Genomic DNA, 26,316 nt, shown 5'->3' on the forward strand with positions numbered 1-26,316 from the left:
CCGCCCGGCCTCGCCCGCGCCCGGCCCCGGTCCGGCGCCGCAGCGCCGTCTTTCCGTGTTGCTGCCCGGGGCCCGGCGAGGACACTGAAGACAAAAGGGCGAGGGTCAGGAGGTGCTGTGTGGCCGCCACGCACAGGCCGGCGAGTGCTCCTGGCGGCGTTCGCCCTCCTGGCGCTGCTCGCAGCCGGCGTCGGCGGGTACACGCTGTTCGGGTTCTCGCTGCCCGACGCCGTCTACATGACGGTGATGACGCTGACCACGGAAGGCTTCTCCGGCGCCGACCGGCTCACCGAGGCCGGCAAGCTCTTCACCGCCGCGCTGGCGGTGGTGGGGGTCGCCCTCTTCGTCGCGGTCCTGGGGCTGATCGGCACGGCCCTGGTGGAGGGACGGTTCGGGCCCGCGGGAAGGAAACGGCGCATGCAGCACCGCATCGACACGCTGCGCGACCACTTCATCGTCTGCGCCTACGGGCGCGTCGGCCAGGCCGTGGCCCGCGAGTTCGAGGCCGAGGGCGTCCCCTTCGTCGTCATCGAGAACAAAACCGCCCTGGAAGAGCAGCTGCAACGTGAGCGTGCGCCCTACCTGATCGGCAACGCCGCCTCCGAACAGGTGCTGCGCCGCGCGGGCATCGCACACGCCCGCGGCCTGGTCTGCGCGGTCGACTCGGACGCCGAGAACGTCTACATCACCCTGATCGCCCACTCCCTCAACCCCTCGCTCGCCATCGTCTCGCGCGCCTCGGAGGCGGCCTCGGCCGAACGCCTCACCCACGCCGGCGCGAGCAGCGTGGTCTCCCCCTACATCACCAGCGGCCGGCGGATGGCCCTGCTGGCGGTCCGCCCGCACGTGGTGGACTTCCTGGAGTTCACCCGGGCCGGCAGCTCCGACGTCCGGATCGAGGAGATCCGCTTCGACACCGGCTCCCGCCTGGTGGGCCGGCCCCTGCGACAGGCCTGCGGGGGAGCGCTGCCCCTGCTGATCCGCCGCGCCGACGGCACCCTGGAACCCAACCCCGACCCCGACACCGCCGTACAGGCCGGCGACACCATGATCGTGTTCGGCGACCCCGGAGCCCTGCGCCCCATCGAGGACGACTAGCCCCACCGCCCCCCTTCCCCACCCGCAAGGAGGATCGCGCCGGACGAGGAAAACCCTGATGCCCGAGTACGACCGTGTCCGCCTGCGACGGGCCTGCGCCCAGGCCCTGGCCGGCGGGGTGCGGGAGGCCACGGCCGAGGCGGTCGTCCGCCGGGTCTGCGCCCTGCAGGCCCAGGACGCCATGGCCGCCGACCTGGGCATCCGGGCCAGGGGAGCGGACATCACCGCCCCCGCCGTCCGCGCGGCGTACGAGGACGAGCGCAGCATCGTCCGCGGCTGGTACCTGCGCGGCACCCTGCACACCGTCTGCAGTGAGGACGCCCGCCCGCTCCTGGCCCTGCTCGCCCCCCGGATCCTTGCCGCGACCGGCCGCCGCTACCACCAGCTCGGCCTGCACGAGGAGCTGCGCCGGCGCGCCGACCACCTCATCCGGCAGGTCCTTTCCACGCACGGCCCCCTCACCCGGGCCGAGCTGACCGGCCACCTCACCCCTCTCGGCATCCCACCCGATGGACAGGCGCCCTTCCACCTGATCCGCCACGCCGCACTCACCGGCGTCCTGTGCCACGGCCCCCGCCGCGCCGGTGAGGCCACCTATGTCCTGCTCGACGACTGGCTGCCCCGAGGCGGCGGCCGACGGGAGGCGGACGGGGACGCGGCTCTTGCCGAGCTGGCCCGCCGCTACCTGGCCGCACACGCGCCGGCCGGCCCGCAGGACTTCGCCGTCTGGTCCGGGCTGCCGCTCTCCTGGGCCCGCCGGGCCTGGAACACGCTGGCCCGGGCCGCCGCGATCACCGCGGACGGCGACCTCACCACGCTCGCCGCACGGGCGGGAAAACGGGAGTACCCGCCCGACGCTCCCGGCGCTCCCGGCGCTCCGGACGTGCGGATGCTCCCCGCCTTGGACAACTACCTGCTCGGCTACCGCAGTCGCGAAGCCTGCGTCCCGGCGGCGCACGAGGCCGACGTCTGGCCGGGAGGCGGAGTCATCCGGCCCACGGTCGTCGCCGACGGCCTGGTGGTGGCCACCTGGGCGCGCCGCGACGCGGGCCGCTCGATCACGGTACGGGCGTTCGCACCGCTGCCGCCCGGGACCCGGGCCGCAGTGGACGCGGAGACCGAAGACGTGAGCCGCTTTTGCCGCCGGTCCGCTTGAGAGCCCCCGCCCGGCTCCCGGCCCAGGTTCAGGCACGCCCATGGCGTGTGCGCTGCGGGAGAGGACCGAACGGTCTCTCAGCACTCGCCGAGTCCGGCCGGCTGCGATGAGACTGAACCGTCACCCCACGCCGAATCAGGGAGCCAGCCGCGATGATCGTCAAGAAGCTGCACGAATCCGGCATCCGAGCCGAGCACGCCTACGCCGCCGCATTCGTCTCCATCGGCCTGAGCGTCATCTCCTGGGCCGCCTCCCTCCAAGTGGAGAAGAAGGGCGAGGAGCGTGCCGACCGGTGGGGCATCTTCGTCGGGGAATGGGCCCCCACGTTCTTCGGCCTCGGCCTGGCCCTGTCCACCTACGAATAGCCAAGGGCGCCTGCTCGCACGCCTGCTCGGGTGCGCCGGACACGCCCACCCCACCCTGCCTCCTGCCCCGAACCGTGCCGATGGCGTACGGAAACCGTGCGACTGGGCACCGCCCGGCGGGCCTCGCCGGACCCGAACGCGGTCCGGGGAACACCTCCCGGCCGTGCGGTAGGTGCCTGATCGGTCTCGGGGTATCTGTCTACGCTGTCAGGTGTTCCGCGGCACGACGGCAGGGAAGGTCTCGTAGGCAGTGGCGGGCGAAAAGGACGCGGTTCGCACCAGGAGGCTGGCCGCACTGGCACGCACCGGTCTGTCGGCGTCGGCGGACGCGGGCATGGACCGCTTCGCGCGGCTGGTCGCGAACGTGCTGGACGTGCCGGTGGCGCTGGTGGCGCTCGCCGAGGACGGCCGGCAGGTCTTCCCCGGCATGGCCGGGGCCGGCCGGCCGTGGTCGGTGTCCCGGCAGGCCGCACTGGCCGACTCCCTGTGCGCGCTGGTGGTCGGCTCCGGCGCCCCGCTGGTGGTGAGCGACGCCCGCACCGACCCGCGCACGCGCAGCGGGCCGGTGGTCACCCACCTGCGCGCGGCCGGCTACGCGGGCATGCCGCTGACCGACCCCCACGGCACCGTCCTGGGCGCGCTGTGCGCGGTCGACACCCGGCCCCGCCGGTGGAGCGAGCGGGAGGTGCAGGCGCTCGAGGACCTGGCCGCCGCGTGCACGGCGGAACTGCGGCTGCGGATCGTCTCCCGGCAGGCCGAGGAGGCCCGCGCCGAGACCGCCGCGCTGCTGGCACGCTCCGAACTGGTGCTGCGGGCCTCGGAGGTCCTGGCCGACACCGCCGGGGTGGAGGAGGTCCGCACCCAGGTCGGTGAGCTGATCACCAGCGATCTCAAACCGGTCTACGTCGGCTTCAGCCTCGAACCCGCGCCCCGTCCCGGCCGGGCCCGCGGACCGGCGCGTGCCCACCCGCAGGCGCCGCAGGTCGACCCGGACGACGGCGCCTGGCCCACGGCCCGCGCCGTGCGGGACAAACGCCTGGTGGAGGTGCACGGCGTCGACGAGGTCCGCGCCGCCTACGGCCGGCACGCGGCCGCCCGCTGGGAGAGCCTCGGCTTCGCCTCCATGGTGTGCCTGCCGCTGGCCGGCACCCACCGCACGCTCGGCGCGCTGGCCCTGGCCTGGGACACCGAACACCGGCCCGACGTGGCCGAACGCGCCGTCCTGTACGCCGTCAGCGGCTACGCCGCGCAGGCACTGGAGCGGGCCCAGTTCCTCGACGACCGCATCGACGTGGCCCGCCGGCTGCAGGAGGCCATGCTCACCGACCTGCCCGCCGTCGACGGCCTGGCCACGGCCGCCCTGTACCGTCCCGCGGCCGCGCAGGACATGGTCGGCGGCGACTGGTACGACGCCTACCCCCTCGACCGCGCTCCGTGCCCCGGCGGCGAAACCGCGACGCTGGCGGTGACGATCGGCGACATCACCGGCCACGACATGCGCGCCGCGACCCTGATGGGACAGGCCCGCAGCATGCTCCGCCAAGCCGACCACGACCACCCCGACGGCGGCCCCGCAACCGCCGTACAGGCCCTGGAGAGCGCCAACACCGCACTGGGCCTGGACCTGTCGGGCACCCTCGTCCACGCCCATCTCGCCCCTGCCGCCGACGGCTGGACCCTGACCTGGACCAACGCCGGCCACCCCGCCCCCCTGCTCGCCCGGCCCGGCACCTCCTGCGAGCACCTCGACGACCACGACCTGCTGCTCCACCCCAGCCTGCACGGCCGCCACCGCACCCAGCGGCGCCTGCACCTGCCCGTCGGCGCCACCCTCCTGCTCTACACCGACGGGCTCGTCGAACGCCCCGGCCAGGACATCGACACCGGCATCCAGCGCGCCTGCGCCCTCCTGCACGAGGGCGAGGACTGGCCGCTGGAGGAACTCCTGGAGACGATCGCCGACCGCGTCGCGGGCGACGCGCCCGGCGACGACATCGCCCTCCTCGCCCTGCGCGTCACCCACCCGCCCCACCCCGATCCGGCGTGATCCGGCGTGAAGCGGCCACCCCGCGCCTCCCGCCACCGCACCGCCACAGCACCGCCACCGCTGCGGCGACGGCGGCCACGGCAGACGGCACCGGCCCACACCATCGGCGCCTCGGCGCCCCGCAGCGGGTCACGCGCCGGGGCGGACGGCGGGTAGGGTGCTCGCGTCACGCCGGGAGGCGTGTGGGGTGCCGGGAAGTCTGGTCGGCGTATCCGACCGTCATGCCCGAAAGGCCACCCCGTGCCGCCTCAGCGTCCTGCCTCGAACGATCTGATCGAGGAAGCCTTGCGTCGTTTCGATCTCTACGCCCGCATGCGGGCCGGCCGGGACAGCCTCCTGCGGACTCAGCGCAGTTCGCCACAGGACGAGGACAAGGCCTTCCAGGAGCTGGAGGCCGTCATGGCCCGGCTCCGTGAGGAGCAGCGCTGACAAACATCCCCGGACATGAACCACGGCTTCGCGGGTACACGCGCCGGGATGCTGCGACGAGGGGGGCGAATGACGCTCGTAAGACAACCGGACCCGGCGCCGGCGGACGGCGCGGAGCTGGGCAGGCCGGTGCTCAAGACCGGTGCGGCCCTGGTCGGGGACGGTACGGACATCGCCCGGGCCCGTCATCTGGCGGCCGCGTTCCTCACCCGGGTCCAGGCCGAACACGGCCTGCCCGTCTCCCAGCGCGCCATGGACCTCACCCAGCTGGTGGTCAGCGAGCTGGTGACCAACGCCCGCAAGTACGCCCCCGGACCGGTGCTGCTGGACCTGGCAATCACCGGTGACACGGTCGAGGTCGCGGTGTGGGACGCCTGTCCGGTGCTGCCGGTGGCCCGGGCCGCGGACGCCGGCCGGGTCGGCCAGCACGGCCTGGAGATCGTGATGGCCGTCGCGCGCGGCTTCGAAGCGCGACGCGAGTCGCTCGGCAAACGCATCACCGTCCGCATCGCCCTCGCGGACGACCCCGGCGGCGCCGTCAGCGGGCGCCGCCCCCTGTAGAGCATCCGGCCGCGCTTTCACGAACGGACGCCGGCCGCCCGCGTACCGGACCGGGAAGCCGAGGCCTGCCCACGCCCGCCCCCACGCCCGCCCGGTCAGAAGGACTTCTCCTGGGGCCGGAGCACGATCTTGCCGTGGGTGTGCTGTCGTTCCAGCTCGCGGAAGGCATCGCGCACCTGTTCCAGCGGGTAGGTGCGGGCGATCGGCACCTCCAGCTGTCCGCGCGAGGCGAGCCGGGCCAGCTCGCCGAGCACGACCGCGCTCGCCGCCGCTCCTTCGCCGTAGGTCCGGGCGCCGACCTCGGCCGCCGCCTGCCAGTCGGAGATCGTGTTGATCCGTTCGGGCCGCACGCCCAGCTCCACCGCCAGGGCCACGTAGCCGTCGCCGAAGGTGTCGATGAACGCGTCGACCCTGCCGCCGCAGGCCTCACGGATCCGCCCGGCCACGCCCGGCCCGTACGCGACGGGGAGCACGCCGTGCTCCTTCAGCCAGGCGTGGTTGCGTTCGCTCGCCAGCCCGATCACCGTGGCACCGTGCCGCCGGGCGAGCTGCACGGCGAGCGACCCCACCCCGCCCGCCGCCCCGGAGACGACGACGGTGTCGCCCGGGCCCGGGTCCGCCGCGAACACGGTGGCGTAGGCGGTCGTGCCGGCCACGTACAGCGCCCCGGCCACGTCCCAGTCCAGGCCCGCCGGACGGAAGACCAGATGCACGTCGTCGACCACGACGAACTGCGCATGGCTGGCCCGCCGGTGGGTGAAGCCCACCACCTCGTCGCCCACCGCGAAGCCCCGCACGTGCGGGCCGCTCTCCACGACGACACCGGCGAGATCGCTGCCCTGCCCGGAGGGAAACACCGCCGGCCAGCGATCGTGCAGCGCGCCCGTGCGGATGTGCGCCTCGCCCGGCTGGATCCCGGCCGCGCGGACCTCGACCAGCACCTGCCCGGGACCGGGCACCGGCCGCTCCACCTCCTCCACCCGCAGGACCTCGATCCCGCCGTACTCGTGAAACCGCACCGCCCGCATCACGTCGCTCACCGCATCCCCCTCGTCCTTGACCAGACCCGGCACAGGCCGCACGCCCGAAGACGCCGACCTGCCACCGCGTTTCAAAGACCGGGCGCGGCAGCCGTATTCCCCCCGCGCCACGACCGACGGCGAACCGTGCGGCCCGGCTCATGCCGGGAGCCGCAGAGGCGGTCGCCTCCGCCCCCGCCCACGCCCCGGGTCAGCCGAAGAGGGCGATAAGCCCGTTCACCCAGATCGCGAGGAACACCAGGGCCGCCACCAGGCAGCCGGCGCCCGCCAGCACCCCGCCGGCCGTCAACGGCCCCCAGGGCGCCTCGCGTTCCTCTCCCACGGTGTCCCCGCAGGAGGCGGGCTCGTCCCAGGCGACAGGGTGTCCCCGTTCGACGGCGCAGGCGGCCCGTACCGAGGCCGGCTGCTCCCGGGCGAAGGCGGTGGCCGCTTCCGTCTCGGGGCCGCGCCAGGCCAGTGCCTTCATCCGCCGCCCGGGAGAGGCGTACCGCGCCTCGAAAGCGGTCGTCTCGCCGGCGCCGCGGTCCTCCTCCAGGTACATCCAGCGCCCGGCCTCGGCGGGCTCGCCGTAGAGCCGGTACACCCCGGCCAGACGGCGCCGCAGCGTCAGGTGGTGCGGGAAGGACGACCCCCCGGAACAGGCGGACATGGCGCGACGTCCGTGCGCCGCATCCGCGACAGCGCTCGACGCCGGGCCGGCCTTGTGCGTGCAGGGGGCTGCCGTTCCCCCGTCGCCCGTCTGCGATCACGTCGTCAGTCCGTGCCCGGGCGGGGGTGCGGGCGGCGGCGCGATCCCCAGCACGGCACAGGCCGCTCGGGCCACGCGGGCCGGTGCCGTGCCCGGCTCGGGGGGCGGCAGCAGCATGTGGCTGATGCTGAGCCGCACCAGTAGGTCGGCGGCCTCCGTGCGCCGGTCGTCGTCCACCTGGGGCAGCACGTCGCCCAACCATGCGCACACCAGGGTCCAGGCTCCGGAGAAGACGGGCTCGGGGCGGCTGGTCAGGAAGGGCAGCAGGGCGTCGGTGCCGCCCCTGGCGGCGTTGAGCACCGCTTCGATGAACGGGTTGTGCTCGGCCTGGTCCAGGGCGTGAGCGACGCCTGCCTGCAGGGCGAGGCCCACGTCGGTGCGGTGCCGGTCCAGCACGTCGGCCAGGCCGGTGAGAAAACGCTCGGCCTCCCGGCGCACCAGGGCCTGGCCTATGCCCGCGCGGTCGCCGAACTCGGCGTAGAGAGAGGGGCGGGAGACTTCGGCGCGCTGGGCGAGGTCGGCCACCCGCACCCGGTCCCATCCGCGCTGCGCGGCCAGCGTCCACGCCTCGTCGAGCACCCGTCGGCGCATCTGTGCGCGCCAGGCGACGCGAGGCGGGTCGGGGGGCTGCGCGGAACGCGCCGAGTTCCTCGACTGCTCCGCGCCGACCGGGACTTGACGCTCTGGCCCGCGGGCTTGCTGCATGTGTGAGACCCCACTCCGAATTCTGACGGGTCGTTAGAATATTGACACGGCGCCACCTTTGTCAGCCGCTCGGGCGGGATGCCAGTCTGAGTGCCCCCCACCGCGTGCTTCCGCCTTCACCCGGGCGGGAGAGGCGGAAGCACGCATCCCGACGAAGGAGCCGGTGCCATGAGCCGCGATGCCGACGATGCCCGCTGGCGTGACCCCAAACGTCTGTGGTGGCCCCTGGCGCTCGCCGTTCCCACCCTGCCGTGGCAGGCGGGCGCCCTGGTGCACCTCACGGGTGTCGCCGCGTTGTGGTGGTGGGGGCCGTTCTTCGCCTTCGTTCTGGTACCGCTGTTCGATCTGGTGGCCGGCGTGGACGGCTCCCATCCCCCCGAGGCGGCGATGCGCCGCCTGGAGCAGGACCGCTACTACCGCTGGTGCACCTACCTGTACCTGCCGCTGCAGTTCGCCGCCCTCGTCTGGGCGTGTGGGCAGTGGGCGGGCGGCGGACTCGGCGTGGGCGGGGCGATCGGACTGGCGGCCACGACCGGTGTGGTGGCCGGCGTGGCCATCAACACGGCCCACGAACTGGGCCACAAGCGCGAGCGGCTGGAACGCGGGCTCAGCCGTCTGGCACTCGCCCAGAGCGGTTACGGGCACTTCTACGTCGAGCACAACCACGGCCACCACGTACGCGTGGCCACACCCGAGGACCCCGCCAGCTCCCGCCGGGGGGAGAGCTTCTGGCTGTTCCTGCCGCGGACCGTCCTCGGCAGCGCGCGCTCCGCATGGGTACTGGAGCGGCGCCGCCTCCGGCGGCGCGGGCGGCGCACCTGGAGCCGGCACAACGACGTGCTGTCCGCCTGGGCACTGTCCGCGGCTCTCTTCGGCGTTCTGGGCGCCGTTTTCGGCCCGGCGGTGCTGCCGTGGCTGCTGCTGCAGGCGGTATGCGGGATCGGCCTGCTGGAGTCGGTGAACTACCTGGAGCACTACGGGCTGCTGCGTCAGCGGCGGGCGGACGGCCGCTATGAGCGGGTCACCCCCCGGCACAGCTGGAACAGCGACAACACGGTCAGCAACCTCTTCCTCTTCCAGCTCCAGCGGCACTCCGACCACCACGCCAACCCGCTGCGCCGCTACCAGACCCTGCGTCACTTCGACGAGGCCCCGCAACTGCCCGCCGGCTACGCCGCCATGATCGTTCTGGCGTGGGTGCCGCCGCTGTGGCGCCGGGTGATGGATCCGCGGCTGCTGGCCCACTACGGCGGCGACGCGCGTTTGACCCACACCCGTCCGGCGCCGGGGCCCGCCGGGCCCCTCCGCGCGCCGTCACGGTAGGGCGCGTGGTCGGGGGCCGGCTGCGGGGGAAGCCGCCGCACCCTGGGTGGTTCCGTCGGTGCCGCATCCCGCCGGACGCTCGCCTGCCCGTGCGGCCCGCGGCTGACGACGACTCGCCGGCCTGCCGGTGGCCCCCGCCCCGGCCGCAGCCGCACTCGTGGCGAAGGTGAGCGGGAGACGCGGGCCGTCTTCGTAGGGGGTCGCCCGGGCCGTGGACCCGCGATGTCCAGCTGCCTATGAGCGCACTGCGCGCCCACCCCACCGGCCGTCGCCGCCGCCACGCAGGTGGCTCGAAGCCGGGAACGGCCCCAGGGGGAGGCGTCCCCCGGCCGACGCAGACCGGCATGCCGGGGCGGTCGCCAACTACCGCGCCGGCCCGGGCCGGTAGGTTCCCGCACTCCATTCATGGCCCTGCGGGTCCACAACGCGGGCCCGTCGGCCGCCCCACGGCGTGTCCTCGGGAATGACGACGCCCCGTGCCCCGGCAGCGACGGCGCGCCGGTACCAGCCGTCGACGTCGGCGGCGTCAGGCATCCACAGGTACAGGCCGCTGCCGCTGCTGACACCGTGCAACGGGGCCACCGTGGACGCCCGGTCGGCACCTGCGATCATCAGCGCGACGTCGCCCATGCAGACTTCGGCGTGCACGATGGTCCCGTCAGGTCCGATCCGGCGTGCGGTGGTCTCGAATCCGGTGGCCGTCAGCCAGTCCAGGGCCGCCGCGGCGTCGTCGTAGCTGAGGTAGGCGTGCAGTCGTGCGCGCGGTGTGCCGGCCATGGTCGCTCCTGCTGTCTGCTTGCTTGTCCTGATGCGCCGCGCGTTTGCACCGGCGGGTGCGGGTCGCCTGCGGCTCATGCCGCGGGCGGCTGAGGCCAGTGGTCACAGCAGCCCCCGCAGGCTGCCGGTCCGGGCTGGTCCGTCCTCCTCGTCGTCGCCGCGCTGATGAGGAGGGAAGATGTCGAGCAGTTCCCGGACGGACAGATGAGCCTCCGCCGGGTGATGGAGCATGCCGTCCAGGCGGAGCGTGTAACGCGTGCGGCGTCCCCTGCGCTCCCGGCTCAGGTAGTCAGCGTGCTCCAGGTCGGCGACAATGCTCTGCACGGTGCGTTCGGCGATGTGGCAGTGGGCGGCGATGTCACGCAGACGGATGCCAGGGTCCCGCGCGATGGCCAGGAGCACGTGGGCGTGGCTGGTGAGAAACCCCCACCTTCTGCCGTGATCGTTCACCATGTCCCGCCTCGCGTGATGCCCAAAGGAGGCTCAGGCGCCGTCGGCCCTGCCCCTCGACCTCTCCTTCGGCTCCTACCGGCGCACCGGATGCAACGGCGGGCGACAGCGCGATGTCCGAGCGGACCAGGCATGCGACGCGTGCGGGCGGGATTGCGGTGCGCCCACCGGGAGGGACTGGCCGGTGAGGCCAGTCAGTGAGGTCCGGGGTGCTCTACTCGTCGCATGAATTCACCGGACCCCAGGGGCCCGCAGGCCATGCTCCCCGCACTGCGGGATTTCTGCGCCGAGCAAGTCGACGCGGAGGTCGCCGCACGGATCACCGAGCTCGCCCGGCCAGGGTTCGCCCTGACCCCGGCCGGGCCCGGCGAGGCGGCGGGGAACAGCCGTTTCGGCGGCAGGGCGTTGCTCGAGCCCGGCATACCCTGGCCGGCCTGCGACGGCTTCCCGCTGAGCCTGCACGCCGTCCTGGACACCGATCCGCTGGCCCCCTGGCTCGACGGCCTCTTCCCGCCGGGGACCGGCCTGCTCAACTTCTTCTACCTCGACACCCAGAGCGAACAGACCCACCCCGACGCCTGGGACCCGTACGGCAGGTACGGCTTTCGCACCGAGCGGGCGCTGGGCTGTGTGCTCCCGGCTCGTTCCGCACAGGCCGTCGAGGTGGACCCGCCCGCCCGCGCCAGCGTCTTCGAGCCGATCCCATGGGCGGCAACCTACGGGCTCCTGCTTCCCCACGCCTTCGATCCCGTGTGGGGGACGGTGGACCTTGGGCCCGAGCTCGACGAGAAGACCTGCGGCGGCAGCTTCGTGTTCCTGGAGGAGGTATTCCCCCGATGGTCCGACCGGCCGCCCGGCGTGATCGAGCCCCCGGGCCCCGAAGACCGCGTGGACCTCGCCTTCGGTCGGCATCAGGGCACCACAGGCAACGGGCCGCACCTGCCGGCCGGCGCCGACCCGAACGACTACCACCACCTGCTCCAACTGACCGGGAACGACCAGTGGAACATGGGCGGCGACGGCGGCACTCTGCACTGGGCGATGCCCACCGCGGCACTGCACGTCGGCGACTTCAGCCAGGCCGTCCCCACCCCGGACCTGTCCTGACCACGCGAAGAGGAAGTCCGCATCGAGTGCTGGTGGCGCAATCCCGCCCGACTACCCCTCCCGCCGGCAGTAGTCGCCCAGGACGGGCTCCAGCAGGCCGAAGGCCGTGCCGGCCAGCTCGGTGACCTCCTCGCGCAGCTGCGCCGCCGGGGCCGCGGCACGGCACAGGGCCCGCATGCGGCGCCACAACACCCGGTGGGCGCCCGCGAGCTGAGCCGCGCTCAGGTGCGCCACGGGATCCTGCGGATCGGCCTGTGCCGCGTGAGCCAGGGCCGCGGCGAGCGCCGCCTCGCGCTGCTCGTCCATCTCCCGCTCGCGGGCCCGCAGCCGCGGGCTGTCGTGCACGAGCCGGGCGAAGCCGGGTGTGCAGCGCCCGTTGACCACGTGCGGCCGCTCGAGGGAGGAGACGAAGACGCGGTGCAGGGCGTGCAGCGCGGACTCTCCCGCCGCGCGTTCGCGCACCACCCGGGCGAGGCTGTCCACGACGCCCTCGTGGGCGTCGAAGACGAGGTCCTCCTTGAGCGGGAAGTAGTTGCTGACCGTCATCTTCGAGACGTCGGCGGCCTCGGCGATCTCGGCGATCGTCACGTTCTCGAAGCCGCGCTCGATGAACATCAGCGTCGCGACATGGGCCAGCCGTTCACGGGTCTCGCGCTTCTTGCGCCCTCGCCGGCCCTCATCCGGAACCGCCGCCTGGGTCGTCCGCACCTCGGTCATGCCCCCATCCTACCCACCCGATGGAGTCATCATAAATATTGGGTTGACTAAAGATTTGGTCCGACCTAAATTCATTCCCGGTTCGGCCGTCCGTCCCTCCGGCCGGCCGTCCGTTCACGACAACACCCCCGCACAGGAGGCCCCTTGGACCCCGCGCTCGCCCGCCGCGACCCCGCACCCCGCTTATCGCCGGAGCGCCTGGACGCGGCCCTGGTCCGGCTCGGCTCGGTGCTGGTCCTGGGCGCCGTGCTCGCCCAGCTCGACGCGACGATCGTCACCGTCGGCCTCGGCCCGATGGCCGACGGCCTGGGCACCTCCCTGGCCACCGTGCAGTGGGTCAGCGCCGGATACCTGCTCGCCGTCGCCTTCGTCGCCCCGCTCTCGGGCTGGCTGCAGACGAGGTACGGCGGCAAACGCGTCTGGCTCGCCTCCGTCGCCCTGTTCCTCACCGCCTCCGCGCTCAGCGGCCTGGCCTGGTCCGGCACCTCGCTCATCGCCTTCAGGCTGCTGCAGGGCGTCGGCGGCGGCCTGATGCAGCCCGTCGGCCAGTCCCTGGCCGCCCGGCACGCGGGCCCGCAGCGCATCGGACGGCTGGTCGGCATCATCACCGTGCCGGTCTCCCTCGCACCGATCCTCGGCCCCGTCCTCGGCGGCGCCCTCCTGCAAGGGGCGGGCTGGCGCTGGCTGTTCCTCGTCAACGTCCCCCTCGCACTCATCGCACTGGCCCTCGCGGCCCGCATCGTCCCCTGCGACACCGGCACACGCGACACCTCCGCACGCCCCGACGGCATCGGCCTGGCCCTGCTGCCCACCGGACTCGCCGCCCTCGTCTACGGCCTGGCCCAGTACGGGCAGGACCCCGGCCCCGGCCCCGCCCAGGGCGTGACCCTCACCGCCGGCGCCGTCCTCCTGGCCGGGTACGCCGCGCACGCGCTGCGCACCCGCCGTACCCCACTGCTCGACCTCAGGCTCTTCGCGGGCCGCGGGTTCACCCTGGCCGCCATCAACACCTTCCTGCTCGGCGCCGCCCTGTACTCGTCGATGCTGCTGCTGCCGCTGTACTTCATGCAGGTCAAGGGAGCGAGCGCGCTCCAGGCCGGCCTGATGCTCGCCCCCCAGGCGCTCGGCAGCGCCCTGATCACCCCGCTCGCCGGCCGGCTCACCGACCGACACGGGCCGCGCACCGTCGTCCTCGCGGGCATCACGCTCACCGTCCTCGGCACCCTCCTCTTCGCCCTGGACGGCGGCACACCCGGCGAACTCCTGCCCGCGGCAGCCCTGTTCGTGCGGGGCGTCGGACTCGGGGCCGTCCTGCCCCCCCAACGTGGCCGCGACCTACACCTGCGTCGACCGCAGCCGGGCACCGGCCGCCACCAGCGCCCGCACCGTCCTCAACCGCGTCGGAGGATCCGTGGGCACCGCCCTGCTCGCCGCCCTCCTGCACAGCGCCCTCGCCGGCACCGCGGCACACGGCGCCACCGCCGAGAGCGCCTACGCCCACACCTTCCGCTGGGCCCTGGCCCTCGGCGCGCTCACCCTCCTGCCCGCGGCCCGCTACCCCCGCCGCGCCCCCGGCAAGGACTGACCCCCCGCCCCCCGGCAAGGGGACCGCCCACGGCCCCGCCACCACCCCCTTGTCCCTCCTCTCCACCCCCCACCGACCAGCCGTCCAGGAGAACTCCCATGACCAAACCCACCTCACTCCCGCGCACCGGACTGCGCCTGATGGCCGTGCACGCCCACCCGGACGACGAGTCGAGCAAGGGCGCGGCCACCCTCGCCCGCTACCGGGCCGAAGGCGCGGACGTCCTGGTCGCCACCATGACCGGCGGCGAGCGCGGCGACGTCCTGAACCCGGCCATGGACCGCCCCGAGGTGCGGGCCGACCTGCCCCGGCTGCGCCGCCTGGAGATGGAACGGGCCCGCAAGATCCTGGGCGTGCGCCAGGAGTTCCTCGGCTTCACCGACTCCGGACTGCCCCGCGACGGCGAGCCGCTGCCCGAGGACTGCTTCGCCGTGCAGCCGCTCCACCGCGCCGCCCGCCCGCTGGTCGCCGCCATGCGCGCCTTCCGCCCGCACGTCGTCGTCACCTACGACGAGAACGGCGGCTACCCGCACCCCGACCACATCAAGACCCACCAGGTCTGCGTCGAGGCGTTCGACACGGCCGGCGACCCCGGCCGCCACCCGGGCACCGGCGCGCCCTGGCAGCCGCTGAAGCTCTACTACACCCGCGCCTTCAGCAAGGCCTACTTCCAGGCCCTCTACGACGCCATGACGGCCGCCGGTCTCCACTCGCCGCACGGCGAGGTGCTCAAGGAACTCCAGGGGGTGGAGGAGAAGTGGGAGATCACCACACGGGTGGAGTGCGCCGCGTGGTTCCCGACCCGGCTGCGCGCGCTGCTCGCCCACGAGACCCAGGTCGACCCCGACGGCCCCGAGCGGTCCTGCCCGCTGGAGATCGAGCAGCGGGCCTGGCCCACCGAGGACTACCACCTCGCACGCAGCCTCGTCGACACCGACCTGCCGGAGGACGACCTGTTCACGGGCATCACCCGTAAGACCCGTAAGGCCTGAGCCCGGCGGACACAGGCGGGGAGGCGACGGTGCCCGGCGGGCGAGGACAATCGCCCCATGCGGATTCTGATCATCACCGCCGGCTCCCGGGGAGACGTCGCGCCCTACACGGGCCTGGGGCGGCGCCTGCGGGACGCGGGCCACCAGGTCACCGTCGCGGCCCACCCCTCCTTCGAGGCACTCGTCGCCGGCTGCGGCCTGCACCACCGGCCGATGCCGGGAGACCCGCAACAGCTCATCCGGGACTGGGCCCGGGCCACATCGCGGGAGGAGACCCGCGCACTGACGCGGGCATACGCCGACGGGCTCGCCGACGGAGTGGCCCAGGCCGTCGCCGGCGGAGCCGACCTGCTGCTCACAGCCCAGGGTCCGGCACCGCTCAGCCGCACCGCCGGCGAAGCCTTCGGCGTCCCCGTCATCGGCACCTACCTCGTCCCGGCCCTCGCCACCGCACGGTTCCCGCTGCCCAACGCCCACAGCACCGACGACCTGGGCGCCGAGGGCAACCTCGCCGCCGGCCGCGACGTGCTCAAACGCGCGGAAGGCGTCTTCGTGGGCGCCGTCACCGCACTGCGCACCCGCCTCGGCCTCCCGGCCGGGCCCCCGGCCCCGGCGGACGTCCGCCCCGTCTTCCACGGCTACAGCCCGCTGGTGGTGCCGCGCCCCGAGGACTGGCCGTCCTGGGCCCACGTGGCGGGCTACTGGTGGCCCGCGCGACCGGACGGCTGGCACCCGCCGGCCGAACTGGCCGACTTCCTCCAGGCCGGCCCGCCCCCGGTGTTCCTCGGATTCGGCAGCATGGCCGTGGGCCAGGGAGAACGGCTCGGCGAACTGGTGTCCGCCGCGGTGAAACGGGCCGGCGTGCGCGCGGTGGTGCAGGCGGGCTGGGCCGGGGTGAGCGGCCACGGCACCGACGTCCTGGCCGTCGGCGACGTCCCGCACGACTGGCTGTTCCCGCGCACCGCCGCCGTCGTCCACCACGCCGGGGCGGGCACCACCGCGGCCGGACTACGGGCCGGCGTACCCGCCGTACCGGTCCCCGTCATGGCCGACCAGCCGTTCTGGGCGGCCCGCCTGTACAAACTGGGAGTCGCCCCGCGCACGATCCCGTTCCCCGACCTCACCGCCGAAGCCCTCGGCGACGCGATCACGGCCTGCGTGTCCGAACCGTCCCACCACCGCCGCGCGGCCGAACTCGCCCACGCCCTCGCCGCCGAGGACGGCACCGCCCCCCTGCTCGCCCACCTCGCCTCACACACCGCCGGCTGAACCCAGCGGCTCAGCCCCCGGACCCCCACACCGCGAAGTCCGTCACCATGCGGTAACCGGTCCGTTGGTACAGGGCGTTGCTCTGGGATTGGCGAGATCGGTGTACAGGAGCACCTGGGCCGCCCCGCCCGCCCACGGCGGCGCGGCTCACCTCCGCTGTCACCGCGCCGCGTAGCCGCCGCCGCGCAGCTGCGCGGGCGTGTACACCGGAGCCGCCCGCACCTGGCCCGCCGACGCGGGGGCGCCCCGGCCGTGGAGACAGGCTCGCCGGCCGGGCTCTTCCGGCGGGTGACACCGCCCTGGGCGAGGCGGGCGTCGGCCCACGGACCCGCCCCCTGACCGGCACGCGGCCTTGCCCGTCCTCGCTGCGCCCCGCGATCCACCGGCTGTGGCGAAGGGGCCGTGAGGGTGTCCGGATGAGCGTCTCATGGGCCGAAGCGAGTGGCTACTGACTGGTAACTAAAGGGTCAACGGAACCTTCTTGTCGTGTATGGATCAAGTAAAGCCGCCTTGGCTGAAGCTCAGGGGAGGCTCAGCAAGCAGTGTCCTCATATCGGACGCACAGGCTTCAAATGCGGACATGCTGTGAGCGGAATCGGAATTGAATGATCCGATTGTGCCGGTGAGCTGGTGTTTCTGTCGTGGTTCGATATGCGGCGACGCGAGCAATGACCACAGCTCGCCTGCACATTGGGGGGAACCAATGTCTTCAGTCGCACAACGGCGCGGTACCACCGTGGCCGTTCAGGTGCTGAGCACGATCGTGCTCGCCGCCGGCCTGGCAACTGCCCCGCAGACCCTGACCTCCGGCCACGCGGCTTTCGCGGCCGACGCCACCTGCACCACCTTCTCGGTGCCCACCTACGTCTTCGAACCCGCCGGCAGCAGCACCGTCGCCGGCAAGCGGGTCCTGCACAAGTACATGGAGTGGGGCCCGAAGAGCGCGGACACCGACCTGCTGGACACGCAGTACACGGCCACCTTGCCCGCGACGAGCAAGGTGTTCACCGGCGGCGGCAACGGCATCCTCTACGAGGCCACCACCGGCGGCCAGGTCAAGACCTACAAGGACGGCACCGCGACTGGCGGTTCGCTGCTTACCCCGGTCAAGACCTACAGCCTCAACTGGTCCTCGGCCAAGTGGATCCTGACCAACGGCACCCGCATCCTGGTGATCGGCTCCGACGGCACCACGGACGTCTACAGCCAGTCCAACCCGGCCACCGGCGACGGCACGATCACCAAGATCATGGACAACCTGAAGACGTCCGTCACCACCTCGCTCGCCGCCGCCGACGACGCCTGGATGGTCAACTCGGCTGTTCAGTGGCTCACGGACGGCAAGGTCCAGCAGAGCACCATCAGCAACCTGCCTCCCGGCATCGGGAGCACCCCTCCGGGCATCCGGCTGGAAACACCCACCACCGTCGCCACCGGCATCGACGCGGCCCAGGCGTGGGCACCCGGCCCGAACGCCCTGAGCACGCAGTCGGTCACCAGCGACCCCGACACCACCGGCCAGGTCCGCTCCTACACCACCGGCCCGCTGACCACCGCGGACGACGACGTCCGCTCGGGCATCGTCGGCGAGGTCATGGCGGACGCCGGGCCGTGCCTGGCGGACCCTGACCCCAACGTCGCTCCGTACTTCGGCAGCCCGGCTGACGACTCCGGCGTCGAGGCGGCATCCGACTCCAGCGACGACCCGGCACCGGCCCCCTCCAGGGTGGTCACCGGCAAGTTCACCCTGGGCAACGGTCAGCCCGCGCCGGGCCTGCCGGTCACCATCCTCGCCAGCGACGTCGGCCAGGACGCTACTGGCCAGGTGAACGAGGCCGCCCTGGGTACCACCACCACCGCCAGTGACGGCACCTGGTCGCTGACCCTGCCCGAGACGCTGCCGGCCGAGGTGCAGAAGGCCAGGGACGACAATGGCGGAGTCCTGAACATCCAGGCCGTCGCCTCCGGCTCCACGAGCGCCGGCGTGTCCATGCTCGGTCTGGACGCGCTCACCGCCGTGACCGGCTCCGCGTCCCAGGGCGCGGTCGCCGCCGCAGCGGACGACGACCACACCGTCAAGCTCGTGCCCGACACCGTCACCGAGTCCACGCCGGACAGCTTCGCCGCCGCCACCGACGCACAAACCTACGCCGCCCGCGTCGAGGCCGACCCGCAGCTCGTTGACGCGGACACTCCGCTGTGGCAGAGCGATCACAGCACCCTGGCCGCCGACTACAACCCCTACCTCGTGGACGGCAAGGACGTCAGCGACGACGTGGTCAAGCCCGAAATCGACCACCTCACCTGTGACTGGTGGAAGTTCCACGTCAGCGACAGCACCAAATACACGGTGGTCGGCGAGGCGCACGCCGGCTGGGACACCAAGGCCACCTTCGAATACTCGGACTCCATGAGCAGCAGCTTCGAGATCGCCTACAAGGCCGGAAGCCACTGGACCATCAGCGGGTCGAAGGAACTGTCGGGCAGCACCGGTGTATCGGTGGGCTTCTACAGCAAGGGACCGCACTACGCCCACCAGTACAAGGTGCCGATCAAGTACACCAAGTGGAAGCACCAGTACATCTGCAACGGCATCGTTCGCGAGACCCATTACACGATCGAAGCAGCCCGATACAACGTCCCTTCCGGCGGCGCGGTAGGCAAGGTCGGCAAGGACGTCTCCTCCAAGGACGGCACCTCCAACTACAACCGCTCTCCCAAGAGTTACCGGTCGTACATAGAGCCTGGCAACGGGGCCGGGCTGACCCATGGCAGCAGTGTCAAGTTCGGCGGTGCGGTCAGCGTCTTCGGTGTGTCACTCGGTGACAAGACCGGTTACGACTCCAATCACACACAGCGCATCGTGGCCTTGAACAAGTCTGGTAAGCACTACATATGGGGTAAGAACGGCAGGTATGGCAGTCACCATGAGGGCGTCCTCTACTCCAAGTAGGAAGCGGCTGCCGCTGGCGGTCGCTGCCGCGGTGGCCACACTCACCGCCCTGTGGGTCCTCTTCGCCCCGGGCATCCGGCATGTCGGTGTCGATGCCGAAGGCCATGCCCTGGACGGCAACCTGCAGTCGGGCATGTTCGTCTTCAATGATCATGCTCAGATCGGCAGCGAGTACTGGGTGGCCCTCCCACCGGTGTCCAACACCAGCAAGAAGCCGCTGATGCTGCTCGACGCGAAGATCACCCACGTGCCGAAAGGGTTGAAGGTCGTCGAATACCGTGCGGTCAGCGCAAAGGACACCGAGGGGCATGCACTGATCATTTCCACAGGCGGGAAACACGGTATGCCCGACCTGGCGAAGCTCCACGACTATGCCGGGCAGCCGATCGAGGTGAAATCGAAGACGGAGTCGGACTTCTACTACTCGGCTCGTGTCCGGGTCACCGGCCGCGTACATGAGAACCTCACCGGATGCCGCTTTTGGTACCGGCAAGGATCCACCAAGTATCACCAGGATCTGGGGTGCACCACCGAGATCCGGCTCGGCCCCCACTCAAGATCCAGAATTGAGTAACCGGGCCTGTCTTCCGCCCAGCCGACGTTGTCGCCGTAGCGGCGCAGGCGTGTCTTTGCCGGACACGCCTGCGCGACCGCAGAGGCAGCCGTCGTGGGAACCGGCGCCCTCCCGCTGGGCTGCCGGCCGAACGGCGGGGCACGGAGCGCACCCCGACACACCCGAGGGCAACCCCCTCCACGCCGACGTCTGGCGGTGTCGCGGCCTGGTTAACCGCGGACGGGGCTAACGCCCTGCTGTTTCCTTCGTTGCAGCTGGGCAGAACTGCCGCCAGCGGCCCGCTTCTGACCCGTGGAGGCGGGCCTCCACATCCACGCACATCCGCCGGTTCGACGACGAACTCTCCGCCGTGGCCGCAGCCTGTCAGGGCCGTGGCGCTCGAGGAGGTCAGGCCTGGGGCCTGGTCCACGACCGCCACAGCCTCCCGTTCAGCACGACCGCGAGATCAGTGACCGCAGAAGGGCCGTCGTGTCAGCGTGCTGTCAGCGCATCCTGCGACAGTTGTTCTCGTGAACGGCGCAGGGGGGCAAGGACCCCGGGGCCGGACACGGGGAGAGGTGCCCGGAGTGGTTGATCGGGGACCAGCGAGCTCGCCTCAAGGTCGGGCCCCCTCGGGGGCCCACGCAGGTTCGAATCCTGCCCTCTCCGCAACACCGATCTCCGCAGCGCCGATCGTGCAGGAGACCGCGGACCCGCTGATGATCACTCGCTGTCCCCGGCATCGCGGCCGCCCGCAGGGTCCGCCACGAACGCACTCAGCCGATAAGTGGTCGGCTGCACCAGACGGCCGCACAGCACGTCGATCCGGAGCACCGATTCATCGCCCGGTAGGGCATCCCGCATCTCCCCGGCCCGCAGACGGCGCATATACGCCTGCCACTCCGCCTCGTCCCGGGTCTCGAAGACCACGTCCCACCGCCCCGCGCCCACCGCGTCACGAGCCGCGAGCTGCCGTCTCGCGGCCTCCTGCCGCCGCTTCCTCTTCCGCTGTCCTGGCACCGGCCCAGAATCGGCGACCGGTGCCGGCACGGCAAGGCGAATAGCACCCACCCCTGAGGGGCCGTCGTGTCAGCGTGCTGTCAGCGCATCCTGCGACAGTTGTTCTCGTGAACGGCGCAGGGGGGCAAGGACCCCGGGGCCGGACACGGGGAGAGGTGCCCGGAGTGGTTGATCGGGGACCAATGAGCTCGCCTCACGGTCGGGCCCCCTCGGGGGCCCACGCAGGTTCGAATCCTGCCCTCTCCGCAACACGGTGATGCCTCCGGGTACGCGATGAGCACCACCGATCCCCCGGGGCAGGGCCCGCGCCGTCCGGCCCGCACAGCACGGCCCGCACAGCGCCGCCCCGACCGCACGACACGGTCCAGCCCCCGCACCCCCGACCCCGCGGCAGGGCCCAACCCCCGCGCCCCGACGCCCCTTGCATCCCGCTGCACCAGGTCCGTCAGACCGTAGGGCTGACGGGACGTCGTTGCGAAGACGGCCGGGCTGGTGACCCGCCGCCCGGGCCCGGCAGGGTGTTGGCGCATTGCGAAGTGACGACCCGTCACCAAGACGAGTCCGGGCGCGGCTGCCGCGGCCGCCGCGGTCGCGACATACGGCCCGGCTCGCACCCGGGCGTCCCGGGAGGTGAGAAGTGGTGGCGCCCTCCGGCGGGGGAGGGGGCGGCCCTGCGGGTCGCCTGCGGGCTCGGGCGGGGGGCCGCTCTAGCGCCTGCCCACCTCCCCCTCCTGGCGGTCGAGTTCGCTCAGCAGGCGGCGCAGCGATGCCCTGGTGGCGCGGATCTCCTCGTCGGGGATGGCCGCGAAGAGGGTGCGGTGCAGGGCTTCGGCCCTGGCGGTGACGCGGTCGAGCGCCTGCCTGCCGCGCGGGGTGAGCGTCAGCAGGGGGGAGCCGCGGTGGTCCGGGTTGGGCTCGTAGGCGGCGAGTTCGAGGGAGGTCAGGTCGTTGGCGACGCGCTGGACGTTCTGGCGGCTGACGCCGAGGCGGCGCGCGGCCTGCGGGACGGTGAGCGGGTCGTCGGAGACGACGCTGAGGACCTGCCACCGGGCCTGGGTGAGGCCCTCCGCGGCGGCGGTCCGCTCGCCGAGGCGGCGCAGGGCGCCGGCCGCCTCGAAGACGTCGGCGACCAGTCGTGCTGTCTCGTCCGGCATCGCACCCGACCTCTCTTGACAACATATTGCTAGCAAGACAATGTGTTGTCATAGTACCGGATCGGCCACCCCGAAGGACAGACCATGCCCAAGATCGACCTCTACCGGAACGTCCACATGGGACAGCGCGCGCGGCTGTTCACCCTCGCCACCGAACTCGGCGCCGCGGACATCACCCACGGCGCGGCCGCCGCCGAACAGGCGGAGCGCTGCCTGGCCATGACGCGCGAACTGCGCGAGCACGCCGACCACGAGGACACCTTCATCCACCGGCTCCTGCGTGAACGGGCCCCCGAGGCGGCCGACGCGCTGGACGCCGAGCACATCCGCCTCGACGCCGCCTTCACCACCCTCGACGAGCAGGCACGCGCCCTGCCCACCACCCCCGCCGAGGCCCTGCCGGAAGCCCAGCACGCGCTCTACCTCGCCCTGAACGAGGTCATCAGCGCCTACCTCGCCCACCTCCACCTGGAGGAGACGGTCGCCATGCCGGCCCTGTGGCAGTACGCCGCCGACGCCGAGCTCGGAGCCGTCTTCACCGCCTTCCGCGCCTCCCGCAGCCCCGAGGAAGCACTCGGCGACCTGCGCCGGATGCTGCCCGCACTGCCCCCGGCCGTACGCGCGGCGATCATGCGCGGGACCGTCGAGGCGGCACCGGCCCAGGAAGCCGACCTCCTCGCCGCGGCCACCACCACCCTCAGCCCCGGCCAGCGCCGACGGCTGTACGAGGACCTCGCCGCGCCCCAGACCCCGGCGCTCGAGGGCCGGCCCTGACAAGCGGCCTCCTGCCCAGGCAAGCCGCACCCACCGCGGGCACCCGCCCACCCGGCCGCGGAAACATCACCCGAGCCGGACCCCGAACCGGACCCCGAACCGGACCCATGCCGGACCCGTGCCGGACGCGTGCCGGACGGGCCGGACCCCGGGCCGGCCCCCGGGCAGGCAGGGCCCTTGAACAGTGGTGCGGCGGCTGGTGGGATGCGCGGCACGAACGGACACCGCCAAACCGGAGGTTCACCGTGCTGCGAGCATCACTGAGGGCCGGCGCGGTCACCGCCGCGCTGCTCATCTGCGCCACGACCGCCACCGCCACGAACACCCTCACCGCCGCCGCCGTCGCGCCCACCGCCACCGTCGTCACCGCCTCCGCCTTACCGGGGGCCGGGAGCAGCGGGCCGGACATACCCCGGCTCACCGACCGGCAGGGCCGCGTCCTCACCCTGCGCGGCTGGAACATCGAGGACAAGACCCACCGGGGCGAGCAGGCGCTGACCGGCATCACCGAGCGCCATCTGCGCGACCTGCGGGCCCAGGGCTTCGACTTCGCCCGGCTGCTGGTCTTCTGGGACGACCTGGAACCGCGGCCGGGACGCTACAGCGAAAGCTACTTGCGAAAGATCGGGCGCATCCTGGACTGGGCCGACCGCTACGGCGTGCAGGTCGTGATCGACGCCCACCAGGACGTCTTCGGCCCGGCCTTCGGCCACCGCGGCATCCCCGCGTGGGCGACCAGGACGGACGGGCTGCCGTTCACCGCGCACCCGGACGACTGGTTCGCCGAGTACTTCGAGCCCGCCGTGCAGCGCGCCTTCACCCACCTCTACGAGGACCGGGACCTGCGCGACGCCCAGGCGCGGATGTGGCGCACCCTCGCCGCCCGCTTCGCCCGCCATCCGGCCGTCCTGGGCTACGACCTGATCAACGAGCCGATGGGCGAGGCGCGTTCGGGGGAGGACCTGGCGACGGCGGCCCGCCGGATCGAACGCGATCAGCTGACCCCGATGTACAACCGCCTTGTCCGCGCGGTGCGTTCGGCCGACCGGGACGCCTGGGTGTTCGTCGAGCCCACCCCGATCGTCGGCGAGGGCGTACCGACCGGCCTGGGCCGCGTTCAGGACCCGCGCGTGGTGTACGCGCCGCACTTCTACGACTCCGCCATGGAGGCGGGCGCCGACTACGACCCCGGCGCCGGCTGGATCGGGGCGTACGAGCGGGCCGTCACCGCCTACCCCGAGCGGTACCGGGTGCCGGTCGTCGTGGGCGAGTGGGGGCCGCCCGACAGCAGCCTGCCGCACATGAACCGGTTCTACCGTGACGCCATGGCCTCGCTGGGCCGCTACGCCTCCGGCTGGGCGGGCTACGTCTGGTGTTACGGGGGCGGTTACTGCGCGGTCGACGACGCCGGCGCCTTCCGGCCCAACAAGGAGCTGGCCGTCGAGCCGTACGCGGAGGATGTCGCGGGCCGGGCCGTCTCCGCGTCGTACGACCCCGGGCGGGGCGTGTACCACCTGGCGTACCGCGCGGCCTCGCGGGGCTCGCGGGTGACCGTGCTGTCCGTGCCGCCGGGCAGCTGGCGGGTCACGGCCACGGGCGGCGCGAGCGTCGTGCGCGGGCCGGACGGGCGGGCCCGGGTGCTGGCCGCCCCCGGCAGCAGGGTGACGGTCACGATCGAACGCGGCTGACACGGCGCGGCACGGCCGACGCGGCGCGGCACCCGAGTAACCACGGCCGACGCGGCACGGCACCCGAGCAACCACGGCCGACGCGGCGCGGCACCCGAGCAACCGCGAACCGCGAACGGCGAAGGGCCGGACCGGACGGCTCCGGTGCGGCCCTTCGCGCGCTCCTGGCGCCTTGCGGCTACGGCTACGGAACCCGGGCGAACAGCGCGTTGATGGTCCGGTTCGCGTTCATGGTGAGCTGGTAGCTCGGGTTGTTCCCCTCCAGCTCGATGCCGTCGACCGCCCAGGCGTCGAACCGGTAGCCGGGGTTGGCCACGGCGGTGACGGTGACCTGCGTACCGGGGTCGTACGGGCCGTACTCGCTGACCCGGACCGTGCCGCCGCCCTCGGGGTCGTGGGACAGGGTCAGGGAGTGGCGGTTGGTCACCAGGGAGGCGCGGTAGGCGGCCACGGTGTCGACGGTCTGGCGGGCGAAGGCGGCGTTGTTGTTGTTGGCATTGCCCAGGGCCTCGCCGTTCCAGGTGCGCTCGGTGTTGGAGTAGGCGTTGACCACGTTGCACGCGACCGGGCAGGCGCTGGAGTAGGCCATGAGCGTGCGGTGCTGCCCGCCGGCGGTGACGAAGCCGTAGTTGAACGTGCCCGCGGGGGTGGTCCCGCCCTGACTCGTGACCGTCCGGCGGTCGTGCTTGAGGCCGAAGTTGTGGCCGATCTCGTGCGCGAGGTTCTCCCACGCGGTGATGGACCCGAGGCTGGTGACCGAGAACGCGGCGTTGGAGGTCGTCGAGGCCGGCGCCGGGTCGGGCAGGTCCGCCGCCCCGGAGCTGTCCTCGAACGGGACGGCGGCCACCAGCGCCACCAGGTCGGCGCCGTAGCGCTGGCGCTGGGCGGAGGCGGTGGAGCCGAGGGTCAGGTTCGCGGGGTTGCTGATCATGGACAGCAGCGTGTTCACGTTCTCGCGGGGGACGTTGGTGGCCGCCGTCTGGTACGTGTGGACGACGTGCACGCTGGCCGGCACGCCGCTGAAGGCGAGCGCCCGGTTGAGCTGGTTGACGCCGTAGGTGATGCTGGAGCGGACCGACTCGGCGCTGCCGACGGTGGCGACGGTGGCCGGGGTGTAGGCGACGACGACGTCGATGGCGGCCGGGTCGTTGGGCGTGGCCCGCACAGCGGCAGCGGCGGCCCTCGAACCGTACGGCTTCGCGGGGATGGTGACGGTGTCGACACCGCGCCCGCTGGGCGGCAGCTTGAGGGTGTTGATCTCCTGCAGCAGGTACTTGTCCGGGCACTTGGGCACCGGCTGGTACGAGTAGTCGCGGAAGCCGTCGGTGACGACGCCGGAGAGGTTCACCGGCCCCTTCTTCTTGGCGCAGGCCCCCAGGACGGTCACCGAGATGGTGTGCTGCGCGTTCTTCGGGTCATGGCCGCTCCAGAACACCGAGCCGTCCGCACGCAGGCTCTTGAAGTCCTGCACGGCGGTGAAGCCCTTGCTGTGCTTGAAGAGCGGGAACGTGACGCGCTCGGGCTTGCCCTGCTTGGACTTGCACAGCGAACGGAACGCCTTGGCGTCCGTGTACTGCTCGGCGGAGCGCACCACCCAGGGCTCGTGCTTGCCGCCGCCCGCATGCGTGCCGGCCGAGGCGGCGGGTGCGGTCAGGGCGACGGACAGGGTCGCGGTGAAGGCGGTCGCCGCGGCACAGGCGACGAGTGAGAAGCGAGGGCGCATGGGGGAGGTTGGCCTCTCAAGTGGGGGTTTTCGCCTTGTATCCCGTGGCGGCGATCACACCATGCCGGGATGTCCGTTCCGC

The 26,316-nt window shown here is 72.7% G+C and carries 23 protein-coding genes and 3 pseudogenes; 17 read left to right on the forward strand and 9 right to left on the reverse strand.

What is annotated here, in order from left to right; genetic code table 11:
- Positions 1–144 precede the first annotated feature (144 nt).
- From B446_RS34700 to B446_RS34720, 6 genes are all read left to right on the forward strand, one after another.
- A complete protein-coding gene (locus B446_RS34700; protein WP_020937465.1) occupies positions 145–1,098 on the forward strand; it encodes a potassium channel family protein in 954 nt (317 codons plus the stop codon).
- 58 nt (positions 1,099–1,156) lie between these two features.
- A complete protein-coding gene (locus B446_RS34705) occupies positions 1,157–2,254 on the forward strand; it encodes a winged helix DNA-binding domain-containing protein (protein WP_020937464.1) in 1,098 nt (365 codons plus the stop codon).
- 152 nt (positions 2,255–2,406) lie between these two features.
- Positions 2,407–2,619: a hypothetical protein gene (locus B446_RS34710; protein ID WP_020937463.1), complete on the forward strand. Its 213-nt coding sequence runs from the start codon at positions 2,407–2,409 to the stop codon at positions 2,617–2,619.
- A gap of 250 nt (positions 2,620–2,869) precedes the next feature.
- Positions 2,870–4,666 carry a SpoIIE family protein phosphatase gene (locus tag B446_RS34715; protein WP_020937462.1) on the forward strand — a complete coding sequence of 599 codons (1,797 nt, stop codon included), beginning with the start codon at positions 2,870–2,872 and terminating at the stop codon, positions 4,664–4,666.
- Between the two features lie 285 nt (positions 4,667–4,951).
- Positions 4,952–5,095 carry a hypothetical protein gene (locus tag B446_RS38575; protein ID WP_162473327.1) on the forward strand — a complete coding sequence of 48 codons (144 nt, stop codon included), beginning with the start codon at positions 4,952–4,954 and terminating at the stop codon, positions 5,093–5,095.
- Positions 5,096–5,164: 69 nt separating this feature from the next.
- Positions 5,165–5,656, forward strand: a complete 492-nt coding sequence (locus B446_RS34720; RefSeq protein WP_020937461.1) for an ATP-binding protein — start codon at positions 5,165–5,167, stop codon at positions 5,654–5,656.
- A 95-nt stretch (positions 5,657–5,751) separates the two neighbouring features.
- Here B446_RS34720 and B446_RS34725 read toward each other — a convergent pair whose 3' ends face one another.
- The 3 genes from B446_RS34725 to B446_RS34735 all read right to left on the reverse strand — a co-directional run bounded on the left by B446_RS34725 (position 5,752) and on the right by B446_RS34735 (position 8,035).
- The gene (locus B446_RS34725; RefSeq protein ID WP_106960646.1) at positions 5,752–6,684 is read right to left on the reverse strand and encodes an NADP-dependent oxidoreductase; all 933 of its coding nucleotides are present in this window, start codon (positions 6,682–6,684) and stop codon (positions 5,752–5,754) included.
- Between the two features lie 202 nt (positions 6,685–6,886).
- Positions 6,887–7,345 (reverse strand): DUF6584 family protein, encoded by a 459-nt coding sequence (locus B446_RS34730; RefSeq protein ID WP_020937459.1) that lies wholly within the window; start codon positions 7,343–7,345, stop codon positions 6,887–6,889.
- Between the two features lie 96 nt (positions 7,346–7,441).
- Entirely contained in the window at positions 7,442–8,035 is a 594-nt protein-coding gene (locus B446_RS34735; RefSeq protein ID WP_158506723.1) for a TetR/AcrR family transcriptional regulator, read from the reverse strand.
- 282 nt (positions 8,036–8,317) lie between these two features.
- Here B446_RS34735 and B446_RS34740 point away from each other — a divergent pair, with 282 nt between their 5' ends.
- The gene (locus tag B446_RS34740) at positions 8,318–9,472 is read left to right on the forward strand and encodes an alkane 1-monooxygenase (RefSeq protein WP_020937457.1); all 1,155 of its coding nucleotides are present in this window, start codon (positions 8,318–8,320) and stop codon (positions 9,470–9,472) included.
- A gap of 363 nt (positions 9,473–9,835) precedes the next feature.
- Here the strand turns inward: B446_RS34740 and B446_RS34745 are convergent, their stop codons facing one another.
- A complete protein-coding gene (locus tag B446_RS34745; protein WP_020937456.1) occupies positions 9,836–10,249 on the reverse strand; it encodes a VOC family protein in 414 nt (137 codons plus the stop codon).
- 102 nt (positions 10,250–10,351) lie between these two features.
- Entirely contained in the window at positions 10,352–10,702 is a 351-nt protein-coding gene (locus B446_RS34750) for a MarR family transcriptional regulator (RefSeq protein ID WP_020937455.1), read from the reverse strand.
- A gap of 222 nt (positions 10,703–10,924) precedes the next feature.
- On the opposite strand from B446_RS34750, the gene B446_RS34755 reads away from it, so the two are divergent.
- Positions 10,925–11,806 (forward strand): DUF1963 domain-containing protein, encoded by an 882-nt coding sequence (locus B446_RS34755; RefSeq protein ID WP_043474423.1) that lies wholly within the window; start codon positions 10,925–10,927, stop codon positions 11,804–11,806.
- A 51-nt stretch (positions 11,807–11,857) separates the two neighbouring features.
- On the opposite strand, the gene B446_RS34760 is transcribed toward B446_RS34755, so the two are convergent.
- Positions 11,858–12,523 (reverse strand): TetR/AcrR family transcriptional regulator, encoded by a 666-nt coding sequence (locus B446_RS34760; RefSeq protein WP_020937453.1) that lies wholly within the window; start codon positions 12,521–12,523, stop codon positions 11,858–11,860.
- Between the two features lie 246 nt (positions 12,524–12,769).
- Between B446_RS34760 and B446_RS34765 the strand changes: the two are divergent.
- The 6 genes and pseudogenes from B446_RS34765 to B446_RS39065 form a co-directional block, all read left to right on the forward strand.
- Positions 12,770–13,783 (forward strand): annotated as a pseudogene (locus tag B446_RS34765) (DHA2 family efflux MFS transporter permease subunit); the annotation flags it as partial.
- A gap of 423 nt (positions 13,784–14,206) precedes the next feature.
- Positions 14,207–15,100 (forward strand): mycothiol conjugate amidase Mca, encoded by an 894-nt coding sequence (gene mca, locus B446_RS34770; protein ID WP_043474420.1) that lies wholly within the window; start codon positions 14,207–14,209, stop codon positions 15,098–15,100.
- Between the two features lie 57 nt (positions 15,101–15,157).
- The gene (locus tag B446_RS34775; protein WP_020937451.1) at positions 15,158–16,369 is read left to right on the forward strand and encodes a glycosyltransferase; all 1,212 of its coding nucleotides are present in this window, start codon (positions 15,158–15,160) and stop codon (positions 16,367–16,369) included.
- A 736-nt stretch (positions 16,370–17,105) separates the two neighbouring features.
- Positions 17,106–19,322 (forward strand): hypothetical protein, encoded by a 2,217-nt coding sequence (locus tag B446_RS34780; RefSeq protein ID WP_020937450.1) that lies wholly within the window; start codon positions 17,106–17,108, stop codon positions 19,320–19,322.
- A 31-nt stretch (positions 19,323–19,353) separates the two neighbouring features.
- The gene (locus B446_RS34785) at positions 19,354–19,896 is read left to right on the forward strand and encodes a hypothetical protein (protein ID WP_020943818.1); all 543 of its coding nucleotides are present in this window, start codon (positions 19,354–19,356) and stop codon (positions 19,894–19,896) included.
- Positions 19,897–20,447: 551 nt separating this feature from the next.
- Positions 20,448–20,544, forward strand: a pseudogene (locus B446_RS39065).
- A gap of 54 nt (positions 20,545–20,598) precedes the next feature.
- Here B446_RS39065 and B446_RS34790 read toward each other — a convergent pair.
- Positions 20,599–20,895, reverse strand: a complete 297-nt coding sequence (locus B446_RS34790; RefSeq protein ID WP_043474417.1) for a hypothetical protein — start codon at positions 20,893–20,895, stop codon at positions 20,599–20,601.
- 149 nt (positions 20,896–21,044) lie between these two features.
- On the opposite strand from B446_RS34790, the pseudogene B446_RS39070 reads away from it, so the two are divergent.
- Positions 21,045–21,141, forward strand: a pseudogene (locus B446_RS39070).
- A gap of 461 nt (positions 21,142–21,602) precedes the next feature.
- On the opposite strand, the gene B446_RS34795 reads toward B446_RS39070, so the two are convergent.
- A complete protein-coding gene (locus B446_RS34795; RefSeq protein WP_020937447.1) occupies positions 21,603–22,049 on the reverse strand; it encodes a MarR family winged helix-turn-helix transcriptional regulator in 447 nt (148 codons plus the stop codon).
- 84 nt (positions 22,050–22,133) lie between these two features.
- Between B446_RS34795 and B446_RS34800 the strand changes: the two genes are divergently transcribed.
- Together B446_RS34800 and B446_RS34805 are read left to right on the forward strand one after the other, a co-directional pair.
- Positions 22,134–22,823 carry a hemerythrin domain-containing protein gene (locus B446_RS34800; protein ID WP_020937446.1) on the forward strand — a complete coding sequence of 230 codons (690 nt, stop codon included), beginning with the start codon at positions 22,134–22,136 and terminating at the stop codon, positions 22,821–22,823.
- 245 nt (positions 22,824–23,068) lie between these two features.
- A complete protein-coding gene (locus B446_RS34805) occupies positions 23,069–24,511 on the forward strand; it encodes a cellulase family glycosylhydrolase (RefSeq protein WP_020937445.1) in 1,443 nt (480 codons plus the stop codon).
- A gap of 184 nt (positions 24,512–24,695) precedes the next feature.
- Here the strand turns inward: B446_RS34805 and B446_RS34810 are convergent, their stop codons facing one another.
- On the reverse strand, positions 24,696–26,234 hold the full coding sequence (locus B446_RS34810; RefSeq protein ID WP_020937444.1) for a M12 family metallo-peptidase: 1,539 nt from the start codon (positions 26,232–26,234) through the stop codon (positions 24,696–24,698).
- Positions 26,235–26,316: the final 82 nt, after the last annotated feature.

This window comes from Streptomyces collinus Tu 365, from assembly GCF_000444875.1.
GTDB classification, from domain to species: Bacteria; Actinomycetota; Actinomycetes; order Streptomycetales; family Streptomycetaceae; genus Streptomyces; species Streptomyces collinus_A.